Origin of the sequence: Alloiococcus sp. CFN-8 (genome assembly GCF_049943125.1) — a bacterium.
In the GTDB taxonomy this organism is placed as follows: domain Bacteria; phylum Bacillota; class Clostridia; order Clostridiales; family Clostridiaceae; genus JAEXZL01.
Window position 1 is genome coordinate 3,819,860 of record NZ_CP188040.1, and the last position, 20,258, is coordinate 3,840,117.

20 protein-coding genes are annotated in these 20,258 nt (G+C 34.4%); 5 read left to right on the forward strand and 15 right to left on the reverse strand.

What is annotated here, in order from left to right; all coding sequences use genetic code 11:
* The first annotated feature begins 1 nt into the window (after window position 1).
* The 4 genes from ACPWSR_RS18070 to ACPWSR_RS18085 all read left to right on the forward strand — a co-directional run bounded on the left by ACPWSR_RS18070 (window position 2) and on the right by ACPWSR_RS18085 (window position 2,343).
* Window positions 2-577: a J domain-containing protein gene (locus ACPWSR_RS18070; protein WP_426349616.1), complete on the forward strand. Its 576-nt coding sequence runs from the start codon at window positions 2-4 to the stop codon at window positions 575-577.
* A gap of 45 nt (window positions 578-622) precedes the next feature.
* Window positions 623-1,138, forward strand: a complete 516-nt coding sequence (locus ACPWSR_RS18075) for a hypothetical protein (RefSeq protein WP_426349617.1) — start codon at window positions 623-625, stop codon at window positions 1,136-1,138.
* A gap of 164 nt (window positions 1,139-1,302) precedes the next feature.
* Complete coding sequence (locus tag ACPWSR_RS18080) at window positions 1,303-1,728, forward strand: Fur family transcriptional regulator (protein WP_426349618.1); 426 nt, start codon at window positions 1,303-1,305, stop codon at window positions 1,726-1,728.
* A 246-nt stretch (window positions 1,729-1,974) separates the two neighbouring features.
* The gene (locus tag ACPWSR_RS18085) at window positions 1,975-2,343 is read left to right on the forward strand and encodes a bactofilin family protein (RefSeq protein ID WP_426349619.1); all 369 of its coding nucleotides are present in this window, start codon (window positions 1,975-1,977) and stop codon (window positions 2,341-2,343) included.
* A 19-nt stretch (window positions 2,344-2,362) separates the two neighbouring features.
* Here ACPWSR_RS18085 and ACPWSR_RS18090 read toward each other — a convergent pair whose 3' ends face one another.
* The 13 genes from ACPWSR_RS18090 to ACPWSR_RS18150 all read right to left on the reverse strand — a co-directional run bounded on the left by ACPWSR_RS18090 (window position 2,363) and on the right by ACPWSR_RS18150 (window position 15,002).
* Complete coding sequence (locus tag ACPWSR_RS18090; protein ID WP_426349620.1) at window positions 2,363-2,686, reverse strand: hypothetical protein; 324 nt, start codon at window positions 2,684-2,686, stop codon at window positions 2,363-2,365.
* An 86-nt stretch (window positions 2,687-2,772) separates the two neighbouring features.
* Window positions 2,773-2,940: a hypothetical protein gene (locus ACPWSR_RS18095; RefSeq protein ID WP_426349621.1), complete on the reverse strand. Its 168-nt coding sequence runs from the start codon at window positions 2,938-2,940 to the stop codon at window positions 2,773-2,775.
* 46 nt (window positions 2,941-2,986) lie between these two features.
* Window positions 2,987-3,202: a hypothetical protein gene (locus ACPWSR_RS18100; RefSeq protein WP_426349622.1), complete on the reverse strand. Its 216-nt coding sequence runs from the start codon at window positions 3,200-3,202 to the stop codon at window positions 2,987-2,989.
* A gap of 41 nt (window positions 3,203-3,243) precedes the next feature.
* Window positions 3,244-3,783, reverse strand: coding sequence for a hypothetical protein (locus ACPWSR_RS18105; protein WP_426349623.1), 540 nt, complete (start codon window positions 3,781-3,783; stop codon window positions 3,244-3,246).
* A 169-nt stretch (window positions 3,784-3,952) separates the two neighbouring features.
* Window positions 3,953-4,564: a ribosome biogenesis GTP-binding protein YihA/YsxC gene (gene yihA, locus ACPWSR_RS18110; RefSeq protein ID WP_426349624.1), complete on the reverse strand. Its 612-nt coding sequence runs from the start codon at window positions 4,562-4,564 to the stop codon at window positions 3,953-3,955.
* Window positions 4,561-6,882, reverse strand: coding sequence for an endopeptidase La (gene lon, locus ACPWSR_RS18115; protein WP_426349625.1), 2,322 nt, complete (start codon window positions 6,880-6,882; stop codon window positions 4,561-4,563). The genes yihA and lon overlap by 4 nt, the downstream gene beginning before the upstream one ends.
* A gap of 142 nt (window positions 6,883-7,024) precedes the next feature.
* A complete protein-coding gene (gene lonB, locus ACPWSR_RS18120; protein WP_426349626.1) occupies window positions 7,025-8,713 on the reverse strand; it encodes an ATP-dependent protease LonB in 1,689 nt (562 codons plus the stop codon).
* 164 nt (window positions 8,714-8,877) lie between these two features.
* A complete protein-coding gene (clpX, locus tag ACPWSR_RS18125) occupies window positions 8,878-10,167 on the reverse strand; it encodes an ATP-dependent Clp protease ATP-binding subunit ClpX (protein ID WP_426349627.1) in 1,290 nt (429 codons plus the stop codon).
* Window positions 10,168-10,199: 32 nt separating this feature from the next.
* Window positions 10,200-10,808, reverse strand: a complete 609-nt coding sequence (clpP, locus tag ACPWSR_RS18130) for an ATP-dependent Clp endopeptidase proteolytic subunit ClpP (protein WP_426349628.1) — start codon at window positions 10,806-10,808, stop codon at window positions 10,200-10,202.
* 160 nt (window positions 10,809-10,968) lie between these two features.
* Window positions 10,969-12,261, reverse strand: coding sequence for a trigger factor (tig, locus tag ACPWSR_RS18135; RefSeq protein ID WP_426349629.1), 1,293 nt, complete (start codon window positions 12,259-12,261; stop codon window positions 10,969-10,971).
* A gap of 123 nt (window positions 12,262-12,384) precedes the next feature.
* The gene (locus tag ACPWSR_RS18140) at window positions 12,385-13,194 is read right to left on the reverse strand and encodes a hypothetical protein (RefSeq protein WP_426349630.1); all 810 of its coding nucleotides are present in this window, start codon (window positions 13,192-13,194) and stop codon (window positions 12,385-12,387) included.
* A 149-nt stretch (window positions 13,195-13,343) separates the two neighbouring features.
* Complete coding sequence (locus ACPWSR_RS18145) at window positions 13,344-13,511, reverse strand: hypothetical protein (RefSeq protein ID WP_426349631.1); 168 nt, start codon at window positions 13,509-13,511, stop codon at window positions 13,344-13,346.
* Window positions 13,512-13,709: 198 nt separating this feature from the next.
* Entirely contained in the window at window positions 13,710-15,002 is a 1,293-nt protein-coding gene (locus ACPWSR_RS18150; RefSeq protein WP_426349632.1) for a murein hydrolase activator EnvC family protein, read from the reverse strand.
* Window positions 15,003-15,693: 691 nt separating this feature from the next.
* Between ACPWSR_RS18150 and ACPWSR_RS18155 the strand changes: the two genes are divergently transcribed.
* Complete coding sequence (locus ACPWSR_RS18155; RefSeq protein WP_426349633.1) at window positions 15,694-16,953, forward strand: TcaA 3rd/4th domain-containing protein; 1,260 nt, start codon at window positions 15,694-15,696, stop codon at window positions 16,951-16,953.
* 8 nt (window positions 16,954-16,961) lie between these two features.
* Here ACPWSR_RS18155 and ACPWSR_RS18160 read toward each other — a convergent pair whose 3' ends face one another.
* Both ACPWSR_RS18160 and ACPWSR_RS18165 read right to left on the reverse strand, forming a co-directional pair.
* Window positions 16,962-18,476, reverse strand: a complete 1,515-nt coding sequence (locus tag ACPWSR_RS18160) for an alpha-amylase family glycosyl hydrolase (protein WP_426349634.1) — start codon at window positions 18,474-18,476, stop codon at window positions 16,962-16,964.
* A 19-nt stretch (window positions 18,477-18,495) separates the two neighbouring features.
* Complete coding sequence (locus tag ACPWSR_RS18165) at window positions 18,496-20,190, reverse strand: glycoside hydrolase family 13 protein (protein WP_426349635.1); 1,695 nt, start codon at window positions 20,188-20,190, stop codon at window positions 18,496-18,498.
* Window positions 20,191-20,258: the final 68 nt, after the last annotated feature.

Sequence of the window (20,258 nt, forward strand, 5' to 3'; positions counted from 1 at the left end):
AATGTCAAATCCATATGAAATACTAGGTGTAAAGGAAAATGCATCTAAGGAAGAAATTAAATCAGCCTATAGAGAATTGGCTAAAAAATATCATCCCGATCAATTCGGCAACAATCCTCTCAAGGACTTAGCAGAAGAAAAGATGAGAGAAATAAACGAAGCTTATGATAGTCTAATGAAGGGTAGCCCCAATAATTATCACTCAAACACCTCCTATAGCTCTAATTATCAAGATATAAGGAATGATATCCAGTCAGGTAGATATGATTATGCTGAAGAAAAGCTAAATAGAATCTATACAAAAGATGCGGAGTGGAACTATTTAATGGGGATGGTTCAGATGAATAAGGGCTTCTACGATTCTGCATACAATTACCTTCAAAATGCCTGCTCACTAAATCCCAATAATCTTGAATATGCTCGTGCCTTTAACTATCTGAAAAATAGAAATAATGGCTATAGGCAGCAGTATTATGGCACAAGAGGAAATAATGATAGCTTAGACTGCTGCATGAACCTAATATGCCTAGATTGTTTATGTGAATGCATGGGTGGAGATCTTATCTCTTGCTGTTAATACAGTATATGATACATATTTTATAAATAATAAGAGGTGATCTCATTGAAACAAAGTATAAACGCTGCAAAGGGTGGAATGTTAGTGGCTTTAACCCTTCTAACTTTATATCTTGCAAGATTTATTCCAACAAACAAACTGACATTTCTAGTTATATCCTCGGTCTTTGTACCTATGGGTATTCTTTCTCTTAATATTACTCAAGGGACTATTATATACGTTGCCAGTTCCCTTCTATCCTTTATTCTAGGGTTAAATAGCATTTCTATATTATATATATTTATATTTGGCCCCTATGGAATTATAAAGTTTCTGATAGAAAGAATTAAGAGACCCATTACAGAAGTTATTCTAAAGCTTTTGTATTTTAATGCAGCTACAGCAATACTTTATATGTTTAGCAAGGAGCTAATATTAATCAACATATCAATAGATATACCCTTTATACCTTTAGTGATATTACTTCAGTTTCTATATCTAATATATGATTATTCCCTCACCCTTTTAATTGGGTATATTCAAAGAAGATTGTTCAAACAATATAATAAAAACAAATTATAAATAAGAAGTTTCATAACAACTCCTATTGCTTTATCTTTCTTTGTTAAATATTTAATAAATATTTAATCTTTTAGTTATTTTTTTATTGAATATAGACAAAAACTTTTGACAGTTGATAACTTTTATTATATAATATGATTAACTAAATAATAGGGATGGTGCTAATGGATACGATTACTAGTATTTTTAGAGAAAAGAAGCTCAAGCTTACTCCTCAAAGAATAGCAGTATATAAGTATCTTCAGACTACATGTGAACATCCTTCTGCAGAGTCTATTTATAAGGCCTTACAGCCAGAATACCCAACAATGAGCCTAGCAACTGTATACAAGGCTCTTAAGACTTTAGTAGAGGTTGGACTAGTTAATGAAATTAATGTAGGTGAAGGTAATTTTAGATATGATGCTAACTCCTCCTCTCACAGCCACATACAATGTATGCACTGCGGTAAGGTTGAGGACTTACACGGTATTTGCTTTGCAGATCTTAATGAAACAGCAAAAAACAACTCTGGATACGATATTTTATCTAATAAAATTTATTTTTATGGAATCTGCCCAGAATGTAAAAAACAAGAACTGATAGTATAAAATCGAATACTTACCTCTTTTAAAAATGCCTAAAGCTAAGCTTTAGGCATTTTTATTTTGATTTATTTATTATTTTTTTATAATGTCCAGAATATAAATACTATATAAAATAAAGGGTCGCATAAGCGACCCTAAGGGGGATGGGGGTTTTGTAGCTATTGTAAATAGCTAAGGAGCTTAGCTCCTTTTACATTAATATTATTACCTTTATTAAATCTTTTATACATAAAATTATGGGAGGTATTTATGTTTGATAAAGAAATAAAAGGAGAACGTATAGAAACATTATTAGGGGAAAAATCAATTATTACTGGTTCTATTAAAGGCCAAGGTTTAATAAGAATCGATGGCATAATAGATGGAGATATCCTCTGGCAGCAGGATATTATTATAGGAATCACATCTAAGATAAAGGGAAATGTCAGCTGTCTAAACGCTACGGTTAACGGTTTTATTGAAGGAAATGTAATCTGCGAAAACACTCTTATTATTGAGTCAAACGGTAAAGTGAAGGGAGATATAACTGTTAAAAATGTCGTTATTAAAGAAGGTGGATGGCTCGATGGAAAGTGTACGATGATAGTAGAACGAAACTCCTCGGATTTGATAGATTAAAAGGTGCCTCAGGCACCTTTTAATCGTCAAATTCTCCATCTAAATACATTTCTATAATTTTATCAATAATTTTAACCTTCTGAGGTGATACAAGTCCTCTTAAGGATCGGAGCATCTGAACAGTACTATCTCTATCATTCACTCTGCCTTCCTGTCCTTCTCTACTATTTTTCTTATTTCCTCCAGTATTTACATTATTGATATTAAAACCATCATTACCTAAAGATCCTAGTACGGAAGAAAGCTGATTTAAATCTACATTTCCAAGCATACTCATAAGCTGGTTTGGATCCATACCCTGGGAAGGCCTTGATTCTTCTTTTCTTCCCTTGTGCTTTGACATACAATACTCCTCCTAGCTATTTCTATGTATTATTTTATTTTTTTATTGGAGGGCTGTAAGCCCTCCAAAATTTCTATTCTACTATGCTACCAGCCACCACAGCAGCTTCTTCTAGGGCAAGCATTTACTCCCCCACATAGCCAGAATAAAAGAATTAGTATAAACACATTATCATCCTTTAATATCCCTGATTTACTCAGGATGATTAATAACGGAAGAATTGTGCACACATCAAAATTTCTGCAAAACCCCATATTTTCACATCCTTTTACCGGTTAATCAAGATTTATTATTTATGGTTTATCTGCATCTGCATCTGCATTTGCATCCACATCTTCTAGTTATTCTTGGACCGCATCTATCCTTTGGTATTGCATTAACGCCTCCACATAACCAGAATAATAGTAACAGGATAAAGGTATTATCATCCTTCAATATTTTTGATTTTGAAAGTATAATCAAAAATGGTAGTATGGTGCAAACATCAAAATTGTTACCGCAAGAATTTCCAAACATATTATTTCCCCCTTTCTGTCCCTTGGTTTATTCCGCTTGAATTAGTCTTCATCTTCAAAGTTTACAACTCCATGGCCTCCGTCTTTCGGAAAACAACGGTCATTTTTGTTGAAGAGCAAGAAGATTATTATGAGGATTATAATCCAGCTACATCCTCCGCCAAATCCATTGCCACATCCAAATCCACTTCCGAATCCAAAGGAACCGAAGTTACCACCGGAGTTACAGCATGGATCACAGCATGGATCACAGCAGCAATCATCGTCATCATCAAAATCATCACAACATGGATCACAGCATGGATCGCAGCAGCAGTCTCTATCTTTGCGATGTCTGCGGTGTCTACGATGACTTCTTCTTCTCCTTCTTCTTCTGCATGGATTACAGCATGGATTACAGCATTGATTGGAGCCTGAATTATTTCCGCTACCACAGAAGAGAAGAATAAGAATAATGATTAAGAATAAACCACTATTACCTCCATGCCCTCCCAGGCCGCTTAGAAGTCCTCCAGAAAATCCGCCCTTCTCACCATCACCATAGCTGCTGGTCAGTTCACCTAATAGTTTGTTGATATCCACTTTACTTCCTCCTTCCTCAGGTTTATGCTTATCTTGAGGTTTTATATTATATACTATTCCTTCCTTGATTATTTGACACTGAAATTCTTTGCTCTTAGATCACTGAAAAAGCAAAAAAATAAAGGTAAAGTCACTAATGACTTTACCTTCTATCCTATTCTTGCTGTACCTATTCTTGCTGTAGATCGTCTGTACTTTTATTTAAATCACCAAATAATGTTTCCAATAATTCTTCTTTATTATCCTTCTTCAATGAGGAAAAGAAAAACAGCTTAGTTCCCTCTTTGATACTTAAAGTATCCTTAATAATCTTTTCACTCTTTTTCAGATCATTCTTGGATAACTTATCGCTCTTTGTAGCTACAACAATTGTTTCATAACCGTAATGCTGAATCCATTCATACATAGTAATATCATCTTGGGTAGGCTTATGCCTACAATCTACCAACAAGATAACTCTCTTCAGCTCTTTACGACCATTTAAGTAATTTTCAATAATAGTTCCCCAGCCTGCTTTTTCCTTCTTAGATACCTTAGCATAACCATAGCCAGGTAAATCTACTAGATAAAAATCATTGTTAATAAGGAAAAAATTAATTAACCTTGTCTTCCCTGGAGTAGAGCTCACCTTAGCTAAATGTCTCCTGTTGGTTATAGCATTTATTATTGAAGACTTACCAACGTTTGACCTTCCTACAAAGGCTATCTCTATTCTATTATCTTCAGGATATTGTTCTCTTCTAACAGCAGAAGTAATAAACTCCGATTGCTTAATTATCATTCTTTTTCACCTACTAACGCATTGGAAATAACTTCATCTATATTAGAGGCAGCTATAAAATTTAATTTAGACTTAATACTTTTAGGTATTTTATCGATATCTTTTTCATTTTCCTTTGGGATGATTACCGTATCTACACCAGCTCTAAAGGCTGCTAGAGTTTTTTCCTTCAGTCCTCCTATAGGTAAAACTCTTCCTGTAAGGGTAACTTCCCCTGTCATAGCAATATTATATCTAGCTTTTCTTTCTGAAAGAGCTGATACCATAGCAGTAATCATTGTGATTCCTGCGGAAGGACCATCCTTAGGCACTGCACCTTCTGGAACATGGATATGAATATCTTTCTTCTTATAGAATTCTGGATCAATACCATATTTCTCAGCATGAGCCCTTACATAGCTATAGCCGGTTCTTGCTGATTCCTTCATAACATCTCCCAGTTTTCCAGTGAGCTCTAGCTTTCCACTTCCTTCCATAACTGTAACTTCTACAGGTAAGGTATCACCACCGTAAGCAGTCCAAGCCATACCAGTAACTACGCCTATCTTGCTTTCCTTAGTGATTTTATCGTAATTATAATAGGGTTTACCCAGGAACTTAGACACGGAATTTTGATTAATAACAACCTTATCCTTATTCTTTTCTAGCATCTCTGCTATTGCTTTTCTCACTATTGAAGATAACTGCCTTTCGAGATTTCTAACACCAGACTCTCTAGTATAACCTTCTATTAAGGTCATTAAAGCTGATTCTTGAAAAGATATCTTTCCCTCCATACTGTGTTCCTTTAGTATTTTAGGAATAAGATGCTTCTTTGCTATATTTATTTTCTCTTCATAGGTATAGCCAGAAACCTCAATGATTTCCATTCTATCAAGGAGCGGTCCTGGTATTGTTTCTAGAGTGTTAGCAGTGGTTATGAAAATAACTTTTGATAAATCCATCTCTAATTCTAGATAATGATCTCTGAAGGTGCTATTTTGCTCTGAATCTAACACTTCTAGAAGAGCATCGGCAGGGTCCCCCTTGAAATCATTGCTCATCTTATCAATCTCATCTAACAAGAACAATGGATTCTTAGTTTTTGCCTGCTTCATTCCGTATACTATTCTTCCAGGAATAGCACCAACGTAGGTTTTTCTATGTCCTCTTATCTCTGCTTCATCACGAACTCCTCCTAAGGACATTCTCACAAAATTTCTATTTATAGCACGAGCTACGGATTTAGCTATAGAGGTTTTACCGACTCCTGGAGGACCTACTAAACATAGTATAGGACTCTTCATCCCCTTACTTACTTTTTTTACTGCTAAATATTCTATTATTCTATCTTTTACATCCTTAAGACCATAATGATCAGCTTCTAATACCTCTCGGGCCCTTACTATATCAATATTATCTTTACTTTCTTTATTCCAAGGTAAGTCAATTATCCAATCAAGGTATGTCTTAATTATTCCACCTTCTGCTGAATAAGCTCCACTACCCTTAAGCCTTTCTAGCTCATAAAGAGCCCTTTCCTTAACTTCCTTTGGAAGCTTAGCTTTAGTTATTTTATCTTTATATTTCTTTATTTCTCTAGTATCCTCATCATCTTCTCCCAGCTCCTCTTGTATCGCCTTGAGCTGTTCCCTTAGATAATATTCCTTTTGAACCTTATCCATCTTTTTCTTAACTTTAGCACCAATTTTCTTCTCAACCTTTAGAATTTCGATTTCTCTATTTAGTATCACTAATAACTTCTCAATTCTATCCTCAACCTTAAAAGCCTCTAATAGCTCTTGTCTGGTAGATTGATTTAAAATGAGGAAGGAAGCAACAGTATCCGCTAATCTATCTCCTTCTTCAATATCATCAACCTCCATCATTGAGTCAATTTGAGAGTTACCAGAAATAGTGACAAAATCATCGAAGGTATCCTTAAGCTGTCTTATTAAAGCTTCATACCTGATAGTTTCCTCTTGATTGGAAACCTCTAAAAGCTCAACTTCTACATTCAAAAAACCTTCCTGAGAAAGAAACTTATTAATCTTTGCCCTACTCTTTCCTTCAACAAGCACTCTTACGGTCTCTCCAGGAAGCTTAAGTAACTGTTTTATAGAGCATATGGTACCAATTGTGTATATATCATCTTCACCGGGCTCTTCAGTTTTCGCATCCTTTTGAGCTGATAAAAAAATCTCAGCATTATTAAGCATAGCTTCTTCTAAAGCAGCGATGGATTTCTCTCTTCCAACATCAAAATGCAAAACCATATAAGGGAATATGGTAATGCCCCTCAAAGGAATTAAAGGAAGAATTTTTAATTTTCTCTCCATAGTTCTCCCCCTTTTCAATCTCACTGACAAAAAGATTTAAATTTTGTTAGACTTATTTAGTATACACATAATAAATAAACTTTTCAATAATTTACACATAAATATACTAATAATCTGCGAGAGAATAAGAGTTTATTAATAATTACAGATTAACTTCCCCTGCTATTTTGTTATTGCCTCTAAAAGTATCCTTTATACTCATTATTTTTTCCGTTATTATATCCTTATCCTGCTTAATGAAGTTAATTACTTCATTAATATTATCTACAGGAATTATATTTATCTCCTTTTCCTCTTTAAAGCTTTCCTCATAATTTTCCTTTGGAATTAATATATTTTTAATACCGGCCTTTTTAGCTGCTGCTATCTTTGCCGACACTCCCCCAACGGGCTTTACCTTTCCTCTTATAGTTATTTCACCTGTCATTGCTAGTAAATTATTCACTGGAACTTGTCGTATTGCACTATATATGCTGCAGGCTATAGCTATACCTGCTGATGGACCATCTACAGGTATACCTCCTGGGAAATTCACATGTATATCATACTTTCTACAATTGATATTGAAGGTGTTATCCAATACAGTAAGAACATTTTCTACGGAACAATATGCAGTACTCTTCCTTTTAATTTTCTTATTTTCACTACTTATCTCTTCAGCCTCTACTATACCAGTCACCTTCAAGCTTCCTACTCCGTTAATAGATACTTTTGCAGTGGCTTCAACTTCTAATAGAGTTCCCATATTAGAGCCATATACTGCCACTCCATTAACAAGACCAATTTGCGGTTGAGAGGCAATTCCACCTTCAACCTTAGGAGTATATTGTCCATTCTCAATAACCCACTGAACATCACTATTGGTAATGGTAGTTCTATTGTCATTTATAGCCATGCCTGCACATAGCTGAATTAAATTAATAACTTCTCTGCCATTTGAACAATATCTGCCGATATATTTCAGAGCCGATGCTTCAATATTTAGATTTATCTTCTTCAGAGCATTCTCTGCTATTTCAATTATCTCCTCTTGACTTAATCCTCTAAAAAATATTTCTACACATCTAGAACGTATAGCTGGTGCAATTTCATGTGGACTTCGAGTAGTAGCTCCTATCAATCTAAAATCAGCTGGGAGTCCATTTTCAAAAACCTCTTTTATATAGGAAGGCATATTAGGATCTTCTGAGCTATAATAAGAGCTGTCTAGAAATACTTTTCTATCTTCCAGAACCTTTAAGAGTTTGTTAAGCTCAATAGGGTGAAGTTCTCCAATTTCATCAATAAACAGTATTCCACCATGTGCTTTAGTTACAGCTCCAGGCTTTGGCTGAGGAATTCCCGCAATTCCCATAGCTCCAGCTCCCTGATAAATCGGATCATGAACAGAGCCTATTAATGGATCAGCTATTCCCCTATCATCAAATCTGATTGTTGTTGCGTCAATTTCAACAAATTTAGCATCACCATTAAATGGTGAGCCCAAGGTTTTTTTTGCTTTCTCTAGCACCAGCCTTGCAGCTGCAGTTTTCCCTACACCAGGTGGTCCATAAATAATTACATGCTGAGGATTTTGGCCACATAAGGCAGCCTGTAGTGCAAGTATTCCTTTCTCTTGACCAATTACCTCCTCAAAGGATTTAGGCCTACTTTTTTCTGTCAAAGGCTCGGTTAAGTTAATACTTCTCATTTTTCTGAGCTTTTCTAATTCCTTTTTATTCTCTCTTTCTATTACTAGCTTATGAGACTGGGTTGTTTTAGAAGCTCCCATGAGGCTGATACCTATAAAAACCACCAAAATTAAAATAATTATTAATAAAAAATTTGTCATAGCTAATTGTGCATTTAAAACGCACGCCTCCCTTCCATAGTTTTCCTACATACTAATTATTAACCAAATAAGGTGAAAATATTCCTTTTATAATCTTAAGGCCAATATCAATGTAGATAAAAACTACAAAAAAAAGATATAGAACAAGTCTATATCTTTTTTATTTATGCACTTTCAATACCTTTTTTCTTTTTCGTTTTCTTTGCCTTTATCTGAGGTCTTTTTTCTCCCTCAGTTAGGAATATTTCTGGCCTTTTACTTGTTATAGTATCTTTATTAATAGAGACTTTTGTAATCTCTTCATTGGAAGGAACATCAAACATAATATCACGCATGACATCCTCAATTATTGCCCTAAGACCACGAGCTCCAGTATTCCTCTCTAATGCTTCTTGAGCAATTGCTTCTAGAGCTTCATCAGTGAAGTCAAGTTCTACATTTTCCAGCTCTAATAGTCTCTTATATTGCTTAACTAAAGCATTCTTAGGCTTACTCAGGATATTTACAAGAGCTTCCTTATCCAAGGAATCTAAGGTAACTACTATAGGCAGTCTACCTACAAACTCAGGTATCAAACCGAATTTTAATAGGTCCCCAGGCATAATATCACTTAATATCTTTCCAATATCCTTTTCATGCTTTGACTGAATTTCAGCTCCAAATCCTATAAAACTCTTTCTAGTTCTTCTTTCAATTATTTTATCTATACCATCAAAAGCTCCTCCACAAATAAATAATATATTTGTTGTGTTGATCTGGATAAACTCTTGATGAGGATGTTTTCTTCCTCCTTGAGGCGGTACCGAAGCTGTCGTACCTTCAAGAATCTTAAGAAGCGCTTGCTGAACCCCTTCACCAGAAACATCTCTAGTGATTGAAGGATTCTCTGACTTTCTCGCGATTTTGTCAATTTCATCAATATAGATTATACCTTTTTCAGCTCTTTCGATATCATAATCAGCATTCTGGATGAGCTTTAAAAGGATATTCTCTACATCCTCACCCACATACCCAGCTTCTGTCAGGGTTGTAGCATCTGCTATTGCAAAAGGTACATTTAAGAACTTAGCTAAGGTCTGTGCCAAAAAAGTCTTTCCAGAGCCTGTTGGTCCAAGTAATAGGATATTACTTTTTTGAAGCTCTACATCTGATTCCTCTTCATTAGAGTTAATTCGTTTGTAATGGTTATATACTGCTACTGCAAGAGATCTCTTTGCGCTATCCTGCCCAATAACATACTGATCAAGATAATTTTTAATCTCCAAAGGCTTAGGAAGCTCGGCAGAATCAAACTGAAGTGATTCTTCAAACTCATCAGCAATTATCTCTGAGCAAAGCTCAATACACTCATCGCAAATATATACCCCTGGACCAGCAATCAATCTCCTTACCTGGTCTTGATTTTTACCACAGAAAGAGCATTTAAGCTGTTTCTTTTCTTCATATTTTGCCATCTTTTCCACCTCTCTCAGGGTTAGAAATCACTTTATTTTGCCTCATCACTAGAAATTTCAGCATTTCTTTCTATTACCTTGTCAATTATACCGTATTCTAGTGCTTCCTTTGCCTCCATAAAATAATCTCTTTCAATATCTTGTTTCACCTTATCTATAGGATTTCCAGTTCTATCCGCAATTATCTTAGTAAGGGTTTCTTTTGTTTTAAGTATTCTCCTAGCATGAATTTCAATATCTGTTGCCTGACCTTGAAATCCACCTAAGGGTTGATGTATCATTATTTCACTGTTAGGAAGGGCATATCTCTTACCTTTAGCTCCTGCTACTAAAAGCATAGCTCCCATAGATGCAGCCATACCAACACAGATAGTGCTTACATCTGGCTTAATTAAATTCATGGTATCTAATATTGCCATACCTGCTGTTACAGAACCACCAGGGCTATTAATGTATATATGAACATCCTTATCAGGATCCTCACTTTCTAAGAAAAGAAGCTGCGCTACTACTAAATTTGCAGTAACATCATTTATTTCTCCACTAACCATTATTATTCTATCCTTTAATAATCTTGAGAAAATGTCATAGGATCTTTCTCCTCTATTTGTCTGTTCAACAACCATAGGTACTAAACTCATTTTATTCCCTCCTTAAGTACATAGTAATATATTTACCTTGTTAAAAAGTATTATCATAATTAAATTATATATACTTTTTAGATAATTGTTAATAAATTTCTTAATAAAGAAATTGTAAAATAATTGCCAGAAATATTCCTGGCAATTAATGTTGTTTATATTAGTCAATTATATTAGCATTATCCACTAGTAATTTTATAGTTTTTTCTGTAATAACATCCATGCTAATTACTCTAGACTGGCTTTGAATTAGTAACTCAGCCATTTTTTCAGGCTCATCATTGCTGTACTGTTTAGCCAGCTCTATTGCCTTTTCTTTAACTTCTTCTTCAGTAGCTTCAACTGATTCTTTCTTAGATATAGCTTCTAAAACTAAATCAGTTTTAACCTTTCTCTCTGCATTGTCCTTCATGTAATCTCTCATTTTCTCTTCAGAGCTATTAGTGAATTCATAGTAGGACTTAAGGTCTAAGCCTTGATATTGAAGTCTATTCTCTAGGTCCTTAAGCATTGAATCAACTTCCTTCTCTATCATTACCTGAGGAATTTCAACTTTTGCATTGTCAACAACCTTATTTATTAGGCTTTCTTCGAATTCTCTCTTAGCCTTAAGATCATTAGATTCCTTAAGCTTGCTTGTAATATCATTCTTTAACTCTTCTAAAGTATCAAATTCAGATACATCTTGAGCGAACTCATCATCTAGTTCAGGAAGCTCCTTGGACTTAATTTCCTTTATTGTAACTTCAAAAGTTGCAGCCTTACCATTCAAATCGTCTTTTCCATAGTTTTCTGGGAAGGTAACTGAAACATTTTTAGTTTCTCCTACCTTAGAGCCTACTAGCTGCTCTTCAAAACCAGCAATGAATGAGCCTGAGCCTATTTCTAATGGATAATCGTGACCTTCTCCACCTTCGAAGGCAATTCCATCTATGAAACCTTTGAAATCTATAACAGCAATGTCTCCATTCTGTACTTCGCCCTCTGTCTTAACTTCTACTCTCGCATTTTTTTCCTGCATTGCTTTAAGCTGACTCTGAACATCTTCTTCAGTAGCCTCATAGCTTATTTTATTAATATCTATGTTCTTGTAATCTCCTAATTCAACCTCAGGCATCACAGTAACCTTAGCCTTATAAACTAAGTCCTTACCTTCTTCTACTTCAACAATATCAATTTCAGGGTAATCTACTGGATTAACTTCATTTTGATTAAGTGCTTCTGGGTAGGATTCCTCTACAGCAAATTGTACAGCATCCTCTAAAAGAACTCCTGTACCGTAGTATTGCTTAACTACGTTCATTGGAACCTTTCCTTTTCTGAATCCTGGTACATTAAAGCTTTTAGCATTTTTCTTATAGGCTTTCTTTATAGCTTCATTAAATTTTGCTGCTTCAACAGTTACCTCTAATTCAATAGTATTAGTCTCTATTTTTGTAAGTTTTACGTTCATTAAATAATTCCTCCTAAAAATACGTGAAGTTAATAAATCTCATTACTAACTATGTTATTATATCACAATATTTGTTTTATTTACAAATATTATTAAACTATATTTTATAACATATAACTGACCTTATTTTAGACTTCCGTCTAGTGTAACAATTCTATCTGCCCCATCAATATTAACCATAAGACCTTCCTCAGACATAGTTCCAAAATTAATACTCTTACCCTTGGAATTATTAATATAAGAGTATCTCATAGCATTAGTGTCTATAAGCCATATATACTCATTGACTGAATTCAACCATGGAAGATGACTTTTATAGATTATTCTGTCCTCTGATAAGTATCTTGGTGACCCATGCCAGAGATACTGAGGGTTACTAGAAAGGGTATTCACTTTAGTTATTTTGCTACCCTTAGTAGTAGTATAATACTCATAGGTTAAATTTTTTATGGAGTTCTCTGCTTGTAGCTCATATATATTTTGATCATTGACATCAAAAATCAGCATCTTTTCCTTAGAAGGACTAACCTCGTATTGAAAGCCATCCCCGCCAGAATATGATAGAAAAATAATTTTACCATCACTTTCCTCATAGTAGGCTTTCCCCCCCTTATGGGCAGTGAGTGATATTTCAAAATATTTTTCTTCAGCAGGAGTCCCTCCATCTACAGTTTCTTCATCCTCATGAGAAGCCTCTTGATTACTATTGTTTTGAGAACCACTTTCCTCTTGCTTATCAGAATTTCCATTGTCTTTATATTTAGCCTGAAGCTCCTTATAGAGAGAGCTCCCCTTAATTATTTGAGACACGGGACTAACATATGTAAAAAATACAACTGTTACCATTAGGAAGAGAATAAGGAAAGCTATCTTTTTTTGTCTTCTTTTTTTGTGTTTCTGGTACTCTTTGCTAAAAATACTTGGCTTTCCCACGGCTTATACCTCCTAGCTAATAATCACACTATTATATATTATAACGTAAATAATTATATGAAAGTAACTGCTTTTTCAAACAATTCACAATTAATATATATTTAATATGTAGGTCTTAAAACCACCAAAATATGATGGTTTTAAGACCCCTATTTATTCTTAAGCTCAAGCCTTTGACAGCAGCCCTTACCGTTTCCTGAACAGCCACAGCCTTTAGAATTCTTATTAGCCCCACAGCAGGAAGGTCTTGCCATGATGTTTTCCGAATAATCCTCATATTCTGGCTTATCCTTAAGATATACACCAACATTTTTCACATAATCACGTCCTCTAAAATAATTTATCATAAAGGACATTTATTGACAACAAAAATTATGTATTTATAGAATATTATCTAACGGTTAAGCTTAAGTCTATATCAACTAATATAAAGTACTGCCTTCACCATACTAATATATTTGCCTAATACACAAAAATTAAACTCCGAAGAGTTATTAACCCCTCGGAGTATGCTTTTAAAAATTAACAAGACTTCTTGGATTCTGAAGTACACCATTTACTCTGATTTCAAAGTGAAGATGTGGACCAGTACTATTTCCTGTGCTTCCAACTAAGGATATTAACTGTCCTTGGCTAACCTTTTGACCACTGGATACCTTTAAGGCACTATTGTGAGCATAAAGGCTCTGAACACCATTACCATGATTGATTATAACCACATTTCCATAGCCACCCATCCAGCCTGAATAAGCGACGGTTCCACCTCTTGTGGCATATACCGAGCTTCCTGAAGAAGCGGCAATATCAATTCCTGCATGAAGCTTGTATATACCAGATACCGGGTTAGTTCTATAACCATATTCAGAGGAAACTCTGCCACTAGCTGGTCTTATGTATCCACTATTATTGGAAGGTTGTCCACTATTATTGGAGCCTTGATTGCTTTTATTCAGCTCTGCCATAAATCTATCCATATCAGCTTGAAGCTCTTCATTGATTTCATCTATTTCATGAATTTCAGCTTTTAAGCTCTTCTCTTCTGCACTGAGGTTTGCATATTTATTCTGCTGCTCACCTTCTAGAACCCTCAGCTCTGCTATCTTCGCATTTAGCTGATTTTTCTTTTCTTCTCTCTCTGCCTTTACACTCTTAAGACTTGTCTGTTCTTCTATTACTATCTTTTTATTTATCTCTAGCTCATGTGCTTGGCTATCTAATTTTTCTTTTTCAGATAACAATTGAGTTTTTAGCTTCTCTATTTCACCAATTAAGGCATTATCAGTTATAATTACTCTACTAATAGTCGCTACACGAGACACTAAATCACTTAGTCCTTCACTTTCCATTAATACCACAACAAATTTTTCATAAACATTATTTTTATAGAGGTTTCTAAGTCTTTTTCCTAGAAGCTCTTCCTTATACTGAATTTCCTTTTCCTTTTCAGCAATATTCACTTTAACTGTTTCAATTTCAGCTTCAACCTTTACTATTTCCCCTTGAATAGTATTGATTTTATTTTCAGATGCTGTAATTTTATTTTCCAGATCAATTATAATAGACTGCTCAGCTGCTATTTCTGAATATCTATCACTTATCGTAGCTTTTAATGTACTTATTTCATCAGAAACAGCCTTCTTACTATTATTAACGTCATTAACCTTATTTTCTAAGCTGTCTATTCTTTTTTCATTTTCTTTCATCTGTTCTTGTCTTTTTTCAATATATGAAGGCGCGGCTTGTACTACTGTAATTTGTCCGGCCATAATAATTCCTGCTATTAACATAGCTACAGTCTTTTTATTCATAAAATTAATTCCCCTTATCATTTTATTCTTAATTCACCCTAGAAGGATTATACACCTTTTTTTTATTTTTGTACCATTTTGTGTATATTTTATCACTATTTTGCTTAATATTAATTAATTATTTAAATATTATTAACATAAGAATACAAGTATCTATTATCCTAGCCCATTTATGTGAATATTCAGCAAATATCATCGTAGAAATAGTAAATTTTTTCATGGTCATAGTTATTTAATTCACTGTAGCTCATAACTTTAATATATTAATGGATATTGTATATGGTTGTTTATAATAAATAATTAATTTCTTAATTGCCTATATATATTTTCGTTCACTTCTAAAGAGTTCTTTATGACTTAAACAGATTCTTATATCTTTCTGATTAAACGATTTTTTTCGACTTTAATTTCAATACTTCTATTATGTTTATAATTTTTTTAAACTTTTTTAATTAATCTATTGCATTTTTCGACTTTTGATGTTATTATAAACCTGTAAACAAAATAAATCAGTTAACCCTTATAATATTTACCATAAATCAATTCCTTAATATTTACCAAAAGAGACTCAATATCGAGTCTCTTTTGGTTTTTCTTTTATATATTTTAAGGGTATAAAAAGTCTACAGCTATTAAACTTCATGTTTTTTTTTGATATAATTAATTAAACTATTGCGGGAGGGGCACATAATTGAAAAAACTAATGAGCTTAATAAAAAAGCTTATCCAAAAAGCAATTAAATATATCCAGACGCATAAAGAAACAAAATATCTTTATTTATTAGCCCTAGTTCTTATAATCGCTTCTATAGGCTTTTATATAGGAAGAAGTAGCACCAGTAAAAATTATATGATAAAGAGTTTGCACAAGGCTATTACCTCTAATAATACTACTGCCTTGATGAAATATATAGTAGTAAAGGATGAAGCAGTACCAATAACAGAAGATAGTCTACAGCCATTTTTAGATTACTTAAATAATACTGAAGGACGTACGTCCCAATTTATAAACCATTTAAAGAGTCAGCGTTCACTGGAACAAGGCGGAATGGCGGTAGTAAAGGAAGTTAAAAAAGGCTTTCTAACAGCCTGGAAGGTTGAACTAAGGCCAGTGAATCTTCAAATTTCAACAAGCTATGAGGATACGGAGATCTATGTTCAGGATAAGAGCTATGGAAGAACCTCAGAAGATAATTCTGTTTCCGAAATCGGCCCACTAATTCCAGGAAAATATAACATTAAGGTGAGGCTAGCAAACGAATATGGAGAAAGCATTTCAGAAAAATCAGTTCAGCTTTTGGAGGGAACCATTGCCACAAGCTTAACTCCACCAGCAGAATATATTACTCTTTTGAGTAACTATCCCGATGCAGAGGTCTTCATAAATGATAAAAGTACAAAGCTAACAGTTGAAGAATTTAATAACATAGGCCCTGTACCCTCCACCAGTAAAATAAAAATCCATGGAGAAATGACCTTTCCCTGGGGCATCGTTAAGAGTCAAGAAATAACCTTAGAGGATGCGCCTAACCTAAGACTAGATATCGATCCTCTTAATGATGTAATTAAAAATCAATTGGAAGAAGAATATAGGAGCTTTTACGAGCAATTATTTGATGCTTTAAATAACGAGGATTTATCCTTAGTGGAAGAACCTTCTAGAGCCGCAGCAAAAAAGCTCTATGATCGCTATAAGAGCACAGCGCTGATATTTAAGGATTCCTACGAAATTACAGAAATACTCTGGGAGGAAACTGCCGTGGCATTAAAAAGAGAAGATGGCAGCTATGTATCAAATGCTCTTGTAAATCTTGAACTTAACAAAAATAAAACTATATGGGGCTTTCCTATAAGCTCTAAGCCAGATAAGCTATCCTTTCAGACCTTTTTAACCTATAATCCTGATAATGATAGCTGGTACGTATCCTCAATCAATGATTTAAGCAAATAAAAAAGCGGTTAATCCGCTTTTTTTATTATAAGAATTTCTCTAGCCTTAAGCTTTAGCTTTCCTTCTGTATCTAAACTTTCCTGTTCATTTATATTTGAGTATAGGATATTGTAGCTTCCCTTTTCAATATTTACTTCACTTTCACCTTCTGCAAGGCTTACAAATATATAAGCTTTAGATTCCTCATAGGTTCTTTCCACGGCATACACCTCTTTATGATCCTGTTCTAAAGCTTCAATATCACCCAAACGAAGTACTGGGTTATTCTTTCTCAGATTTATTATTGTCTTATATAAGTTAAATAACGAATCCTCTTTATCTCTCTGATTCTCTAGGGCTATAGAGCTATCATTAGTTATATCAATCCACTGAGTGTTCTCTTTTAAATTCTCACTCCATAAGAAAGGCTCTCTTATCCTTTCATCAGGTTTTTTCCCACTCATCCCCAGCTCTTCTCCGTAGTAAATATATGGAGTTCCCGGCATAGTCAGATAAATAACAGCTGCTGCCTTATATTTATCTATATTCATCAATTGATTCATCACTCTATTTTGATCATGATTGGAGAGAAAAGGAGCAGGTACAAAATCTGGATTTTTTTCTTTTAACCTTTTATGAGAAGCTGAGAGCTTGTCTCCTATACCATTTAGATTTTTCCATGTGAGACCTTTTATTATATCCTCACCCATAGAAAATACAAAGAAGCTATCTAAAACCTCTGCATAGGGCTCCATCCCTGAAATATTATCCCAGACCTCTCCTATAAGAACAGCCTTAGGATTTATTTCCTTAACATAGCTATTGTATTCCCTCCACCACTGCAGATTATCCTCTGTATTATTGTAAATCCATTTGGCTGCATCAAGTCTAAAACCATCTATGCCCAATTCTAAATAAAACTTTGCAATCTTCTTTAGCTCTTCTCTCAGCCCTTCATTATCGAAATTTAAATCAGGCATACCACCCCAAAAAAGTGCATAATAATATTCCTCTCTAATTGAATTTTTAACCCAAGGAGCTCCAGCTCCCATAGGAGATGCTTCACGGCTTTTCTTTTCGTCCTCTGTAAAAATATAATAATCCCTATATTTACTGTCTGGTGATGAAGAAGCCTCCTTAAACCAGGGGTGTTCAGAGCTTGTATGATTTATAACCATATCCATAACAATCATAATATCTCTCTTGTCTGCTTCCACTATAAGCTCCTTAAGGTCCTCCAGGGTTCCATACTGAGAATTTATAGAGTAATAGTCCGTTACATCATAGCCGTGATAGCTAGGAGATGAATTTATAGGCATAAGCCATAATCCCTGCACTCCTAAATCCTCTAAGTAGTCAAGGCTATCCGTAACTCCCCTAAGGTCTCCTATACCATCTCCGTCACTATCTTTAAAAGCTCTCACAAATATCTCATAAAAGGTTCTTCCATCGTAATCACTAACCTGCTCTTCCACCTTCCCCTGGCAGCCTGAAAGAATCAACAAGATAAATATTAGCACTGCAGAAATATATCTTTTTCTCATAGCACTCATTCTCCTTATACTAATTTATAGCTCCATTATCCAATTTATAAACAGCCGCCTCATAAGGTCTAAGTTGCAAGCATCCTTCATCAATACTCACCTCAGAATCATAGTTGCTCATCACGACTTTCATATCTTTTATGAGAGCCTTTTCTGGAATATTAACCTTCGGACTACCAGAAAAAAAGTTTACCATGATAAGATAAGTCTCTTTCCCATGGGTCCTTAAATAACAATATACTTCCTTATGTTCTTTAAGAAGATCCTTAAAATCCCCATAAATAAGAGCAGGTGTACCTTTACGAAGTGCAGTTAATCTTTTATAGAAGCTTAAAATTGAAGAGGACCTTTCTTGCTGCTCCCTTACATTTACTTCTTTATAATTATCATTGACCTTCATCCACGGTATCCCATCTGTGAACCCAGCTCCTTCTGTATCATCCCATTGCATTGGAGTTCTAGAATTATCCCTTGAGATATAGTAAAGCCCCTTCAGATAATCCTCATGACTTACCCTTCCTTCTTCCACCTGCTCTCTATAATTATTAAAAACAGAAACATCTCTATAATCTTCAAGAGAAAATTCTTTAGGATTTGTCATGCCTATTTCATCACCGTAATAAATAAACGGTGTTCCTCTTTGTGTAAATTGAAGTAGCGCCAGCATTTTTGCTGATTCTTCTGGATATCTCTCCTCATCTCCTAGTCTGGACAAGGTTCTCGTAGTATCGTGGTTAGAATAAAATAACGGCTGCCAACCTTCCTCTACTTGACGGTTCTGCCAGCCACTCATCTTTTCTTTTATATCCTTAACCAAATCAATGGGCTTCCTTTCCCAGGGCTTCTCTCCTTTGCCCACACTATGAAAATCAAAATGAAAAACCATATGAAGCTCATTTCTATCTATTCCTGTATAAATATCTGCGGTCTTATAATTTATCCCTCCTGTTTCTCCAATTAACACTATATCATCCCCTGGAAGAACCTCTTCTCTCAGCTCTCTTATATAATCATGGACTCTCGGTATATTCTGTACATATTTAAGAAAATCTCCATATATCTTATCCTTACCTACAGGACCATCAGGATAAGAAGTATCCTTAGCAATGTGATTTATTGCATCCAAGCGAAATCCATCCACACCTAAATCAGTCCAGTACTTAATTACCTGATGCATTTCTTTTCTTACTTCATTATTATCCCAGTTTAGATCAGGCATCTTTTTAGAGAAAATATGCAGATAATATTCCTCTGTAGTATCATCATACTCCCAGGCACTACCCCCAAAGAAGGAGCCCCAATTATTTGGTGGTTCTCCGTTTTTTCCTTTTTTCCAGACATAAAAATCTCTATATTTATTATTATTTTTTCTGCTTTCAATAAACCAAGGATGTTCATCAGAGGTATGATTAATAACCAAATCCATAACCATATACATTCCTCGTTCATGAGCTTCCTTTACCAGACTATTAAAATCCTCTAAACTTCCATACTCCTTCATGATGGTTCTAAAATTAGAAATATCATAACCATTGTCATCATTAGGAGATTCATTTATAGGGTTAAGATAAAGAATATTGACACCTAAATCCTGCAGATAATCGAGGCTTTGAATAACCCCCTTAATATCTCCAATTCCATCGCCACTAGTATCCTTAAAGCTTCTTACATAGATTTGATAGCCAATACCCTCTTTCCACCAAAACTTTTTCATCCTATCCCTCCTTTATAATATACAGATTATACCATATATGCAATCGATTGCACAAATGAATTTATTAT

Coding starts and splice junctions, on each gene's coding strand:
- ACPWSR_RS18085 (WP_426349619.1), top strand. CDS start 1,975: ATGTTTGATAAAGAAATAAAAGGAGAACGTATAGAAACATTATTAGGG.
- ACPWSR_RS18080 (WP_426349618.1), top strand. CDS start 1,303: ATGGATACGATTACTAGTATTTTTAGAGAAAAGAAGCTCAAGCTTACT.
- tig (WP_426349629.1), bottom strand. CDS start 12,261: ATGAACGTAAAACTTACAAAAATAGAGACTAATACTATTGAATTAGAG.
- clpP (WP_426349628.1), bottom strand. CDS start 10,808: ATGAGTTTAGTACCTATGGTTGTTGAACAGACAAATAGAGGAGAAAGA.
- ACPWSR_RS18150 (WP_426349632.1), bottom strand. CDS start 15,002: ATGAATAAAAAGACTGTAGCTATGTTAATAGCAGGAATTATTATGGCC.
- ACPWSR_RS18160 (WP_426349634.1), bottom strand. CDS start 18,476: ATGAGAAAAAGATATATTTCTGCAGTGCTAATATTTATCTTGTTGATT.
- clpX (WP_426349627.1), bottom strand. CDS start 10,167: ATGGCAAAATATGAAGAAAAGAAACAGCTTAAATGCTCTTTCTGTGGT.
- ACPWSR_RS18165 (WP_426349635.1), bottom strand. CDS start 20,190: ATGAAAAAGTTTTGGTGGAAAGAGGGTATTGGCTATCAAATCTATGTA.
- yihA (WP_426349624.1), bottom strand. CDS start 4,564: ATGATAATTAAGCAATCGGAGTTTATTACTTCTGCTGTTAGAAGAGAA.
- ACPWSR_RS18095 (WP_426349621.1), bottom strand. CDS start 2,940: ATGGGGTTTTGCAGAAATTTTGATGTGTGCACAATTCTTCCGTTATTA.
- lonB (WP_426349626.1), bottom strand. CDS start 8,713: ATGACAAATTTTTTATTAATAATTATTTTAATTTTGGTGGTTTTTATA.
- ACPWSR_RS18100 (WP_426349622.1), bottom strand. CDS start 3,202: ATGTTTGGAAATTCTTGCGGTAACAATTTTGATGTTTGCACCATACTA.
- ACPWSR_RS18070 (WP_426349616.1), top strand. CDS start 2: ATGTCAAATCCATATGAAATACTAGGTGTAAAGGAAAATGCATCTAAG.
- ACPWSR_RS18090 (WP_426349620.1), bottom strand. CDS start 2,686: ATGTCAAAGCACAAGGGAAGAAAAGAAGAATCAAGGCCTTCCCAGGGT.
- lon (WP_426349625.1), bottom strand. CDS start 6,882: ATGGAGAGAAAATTAAAAATTCTTCCTTTAATTCCTTTGAGGGGCATT.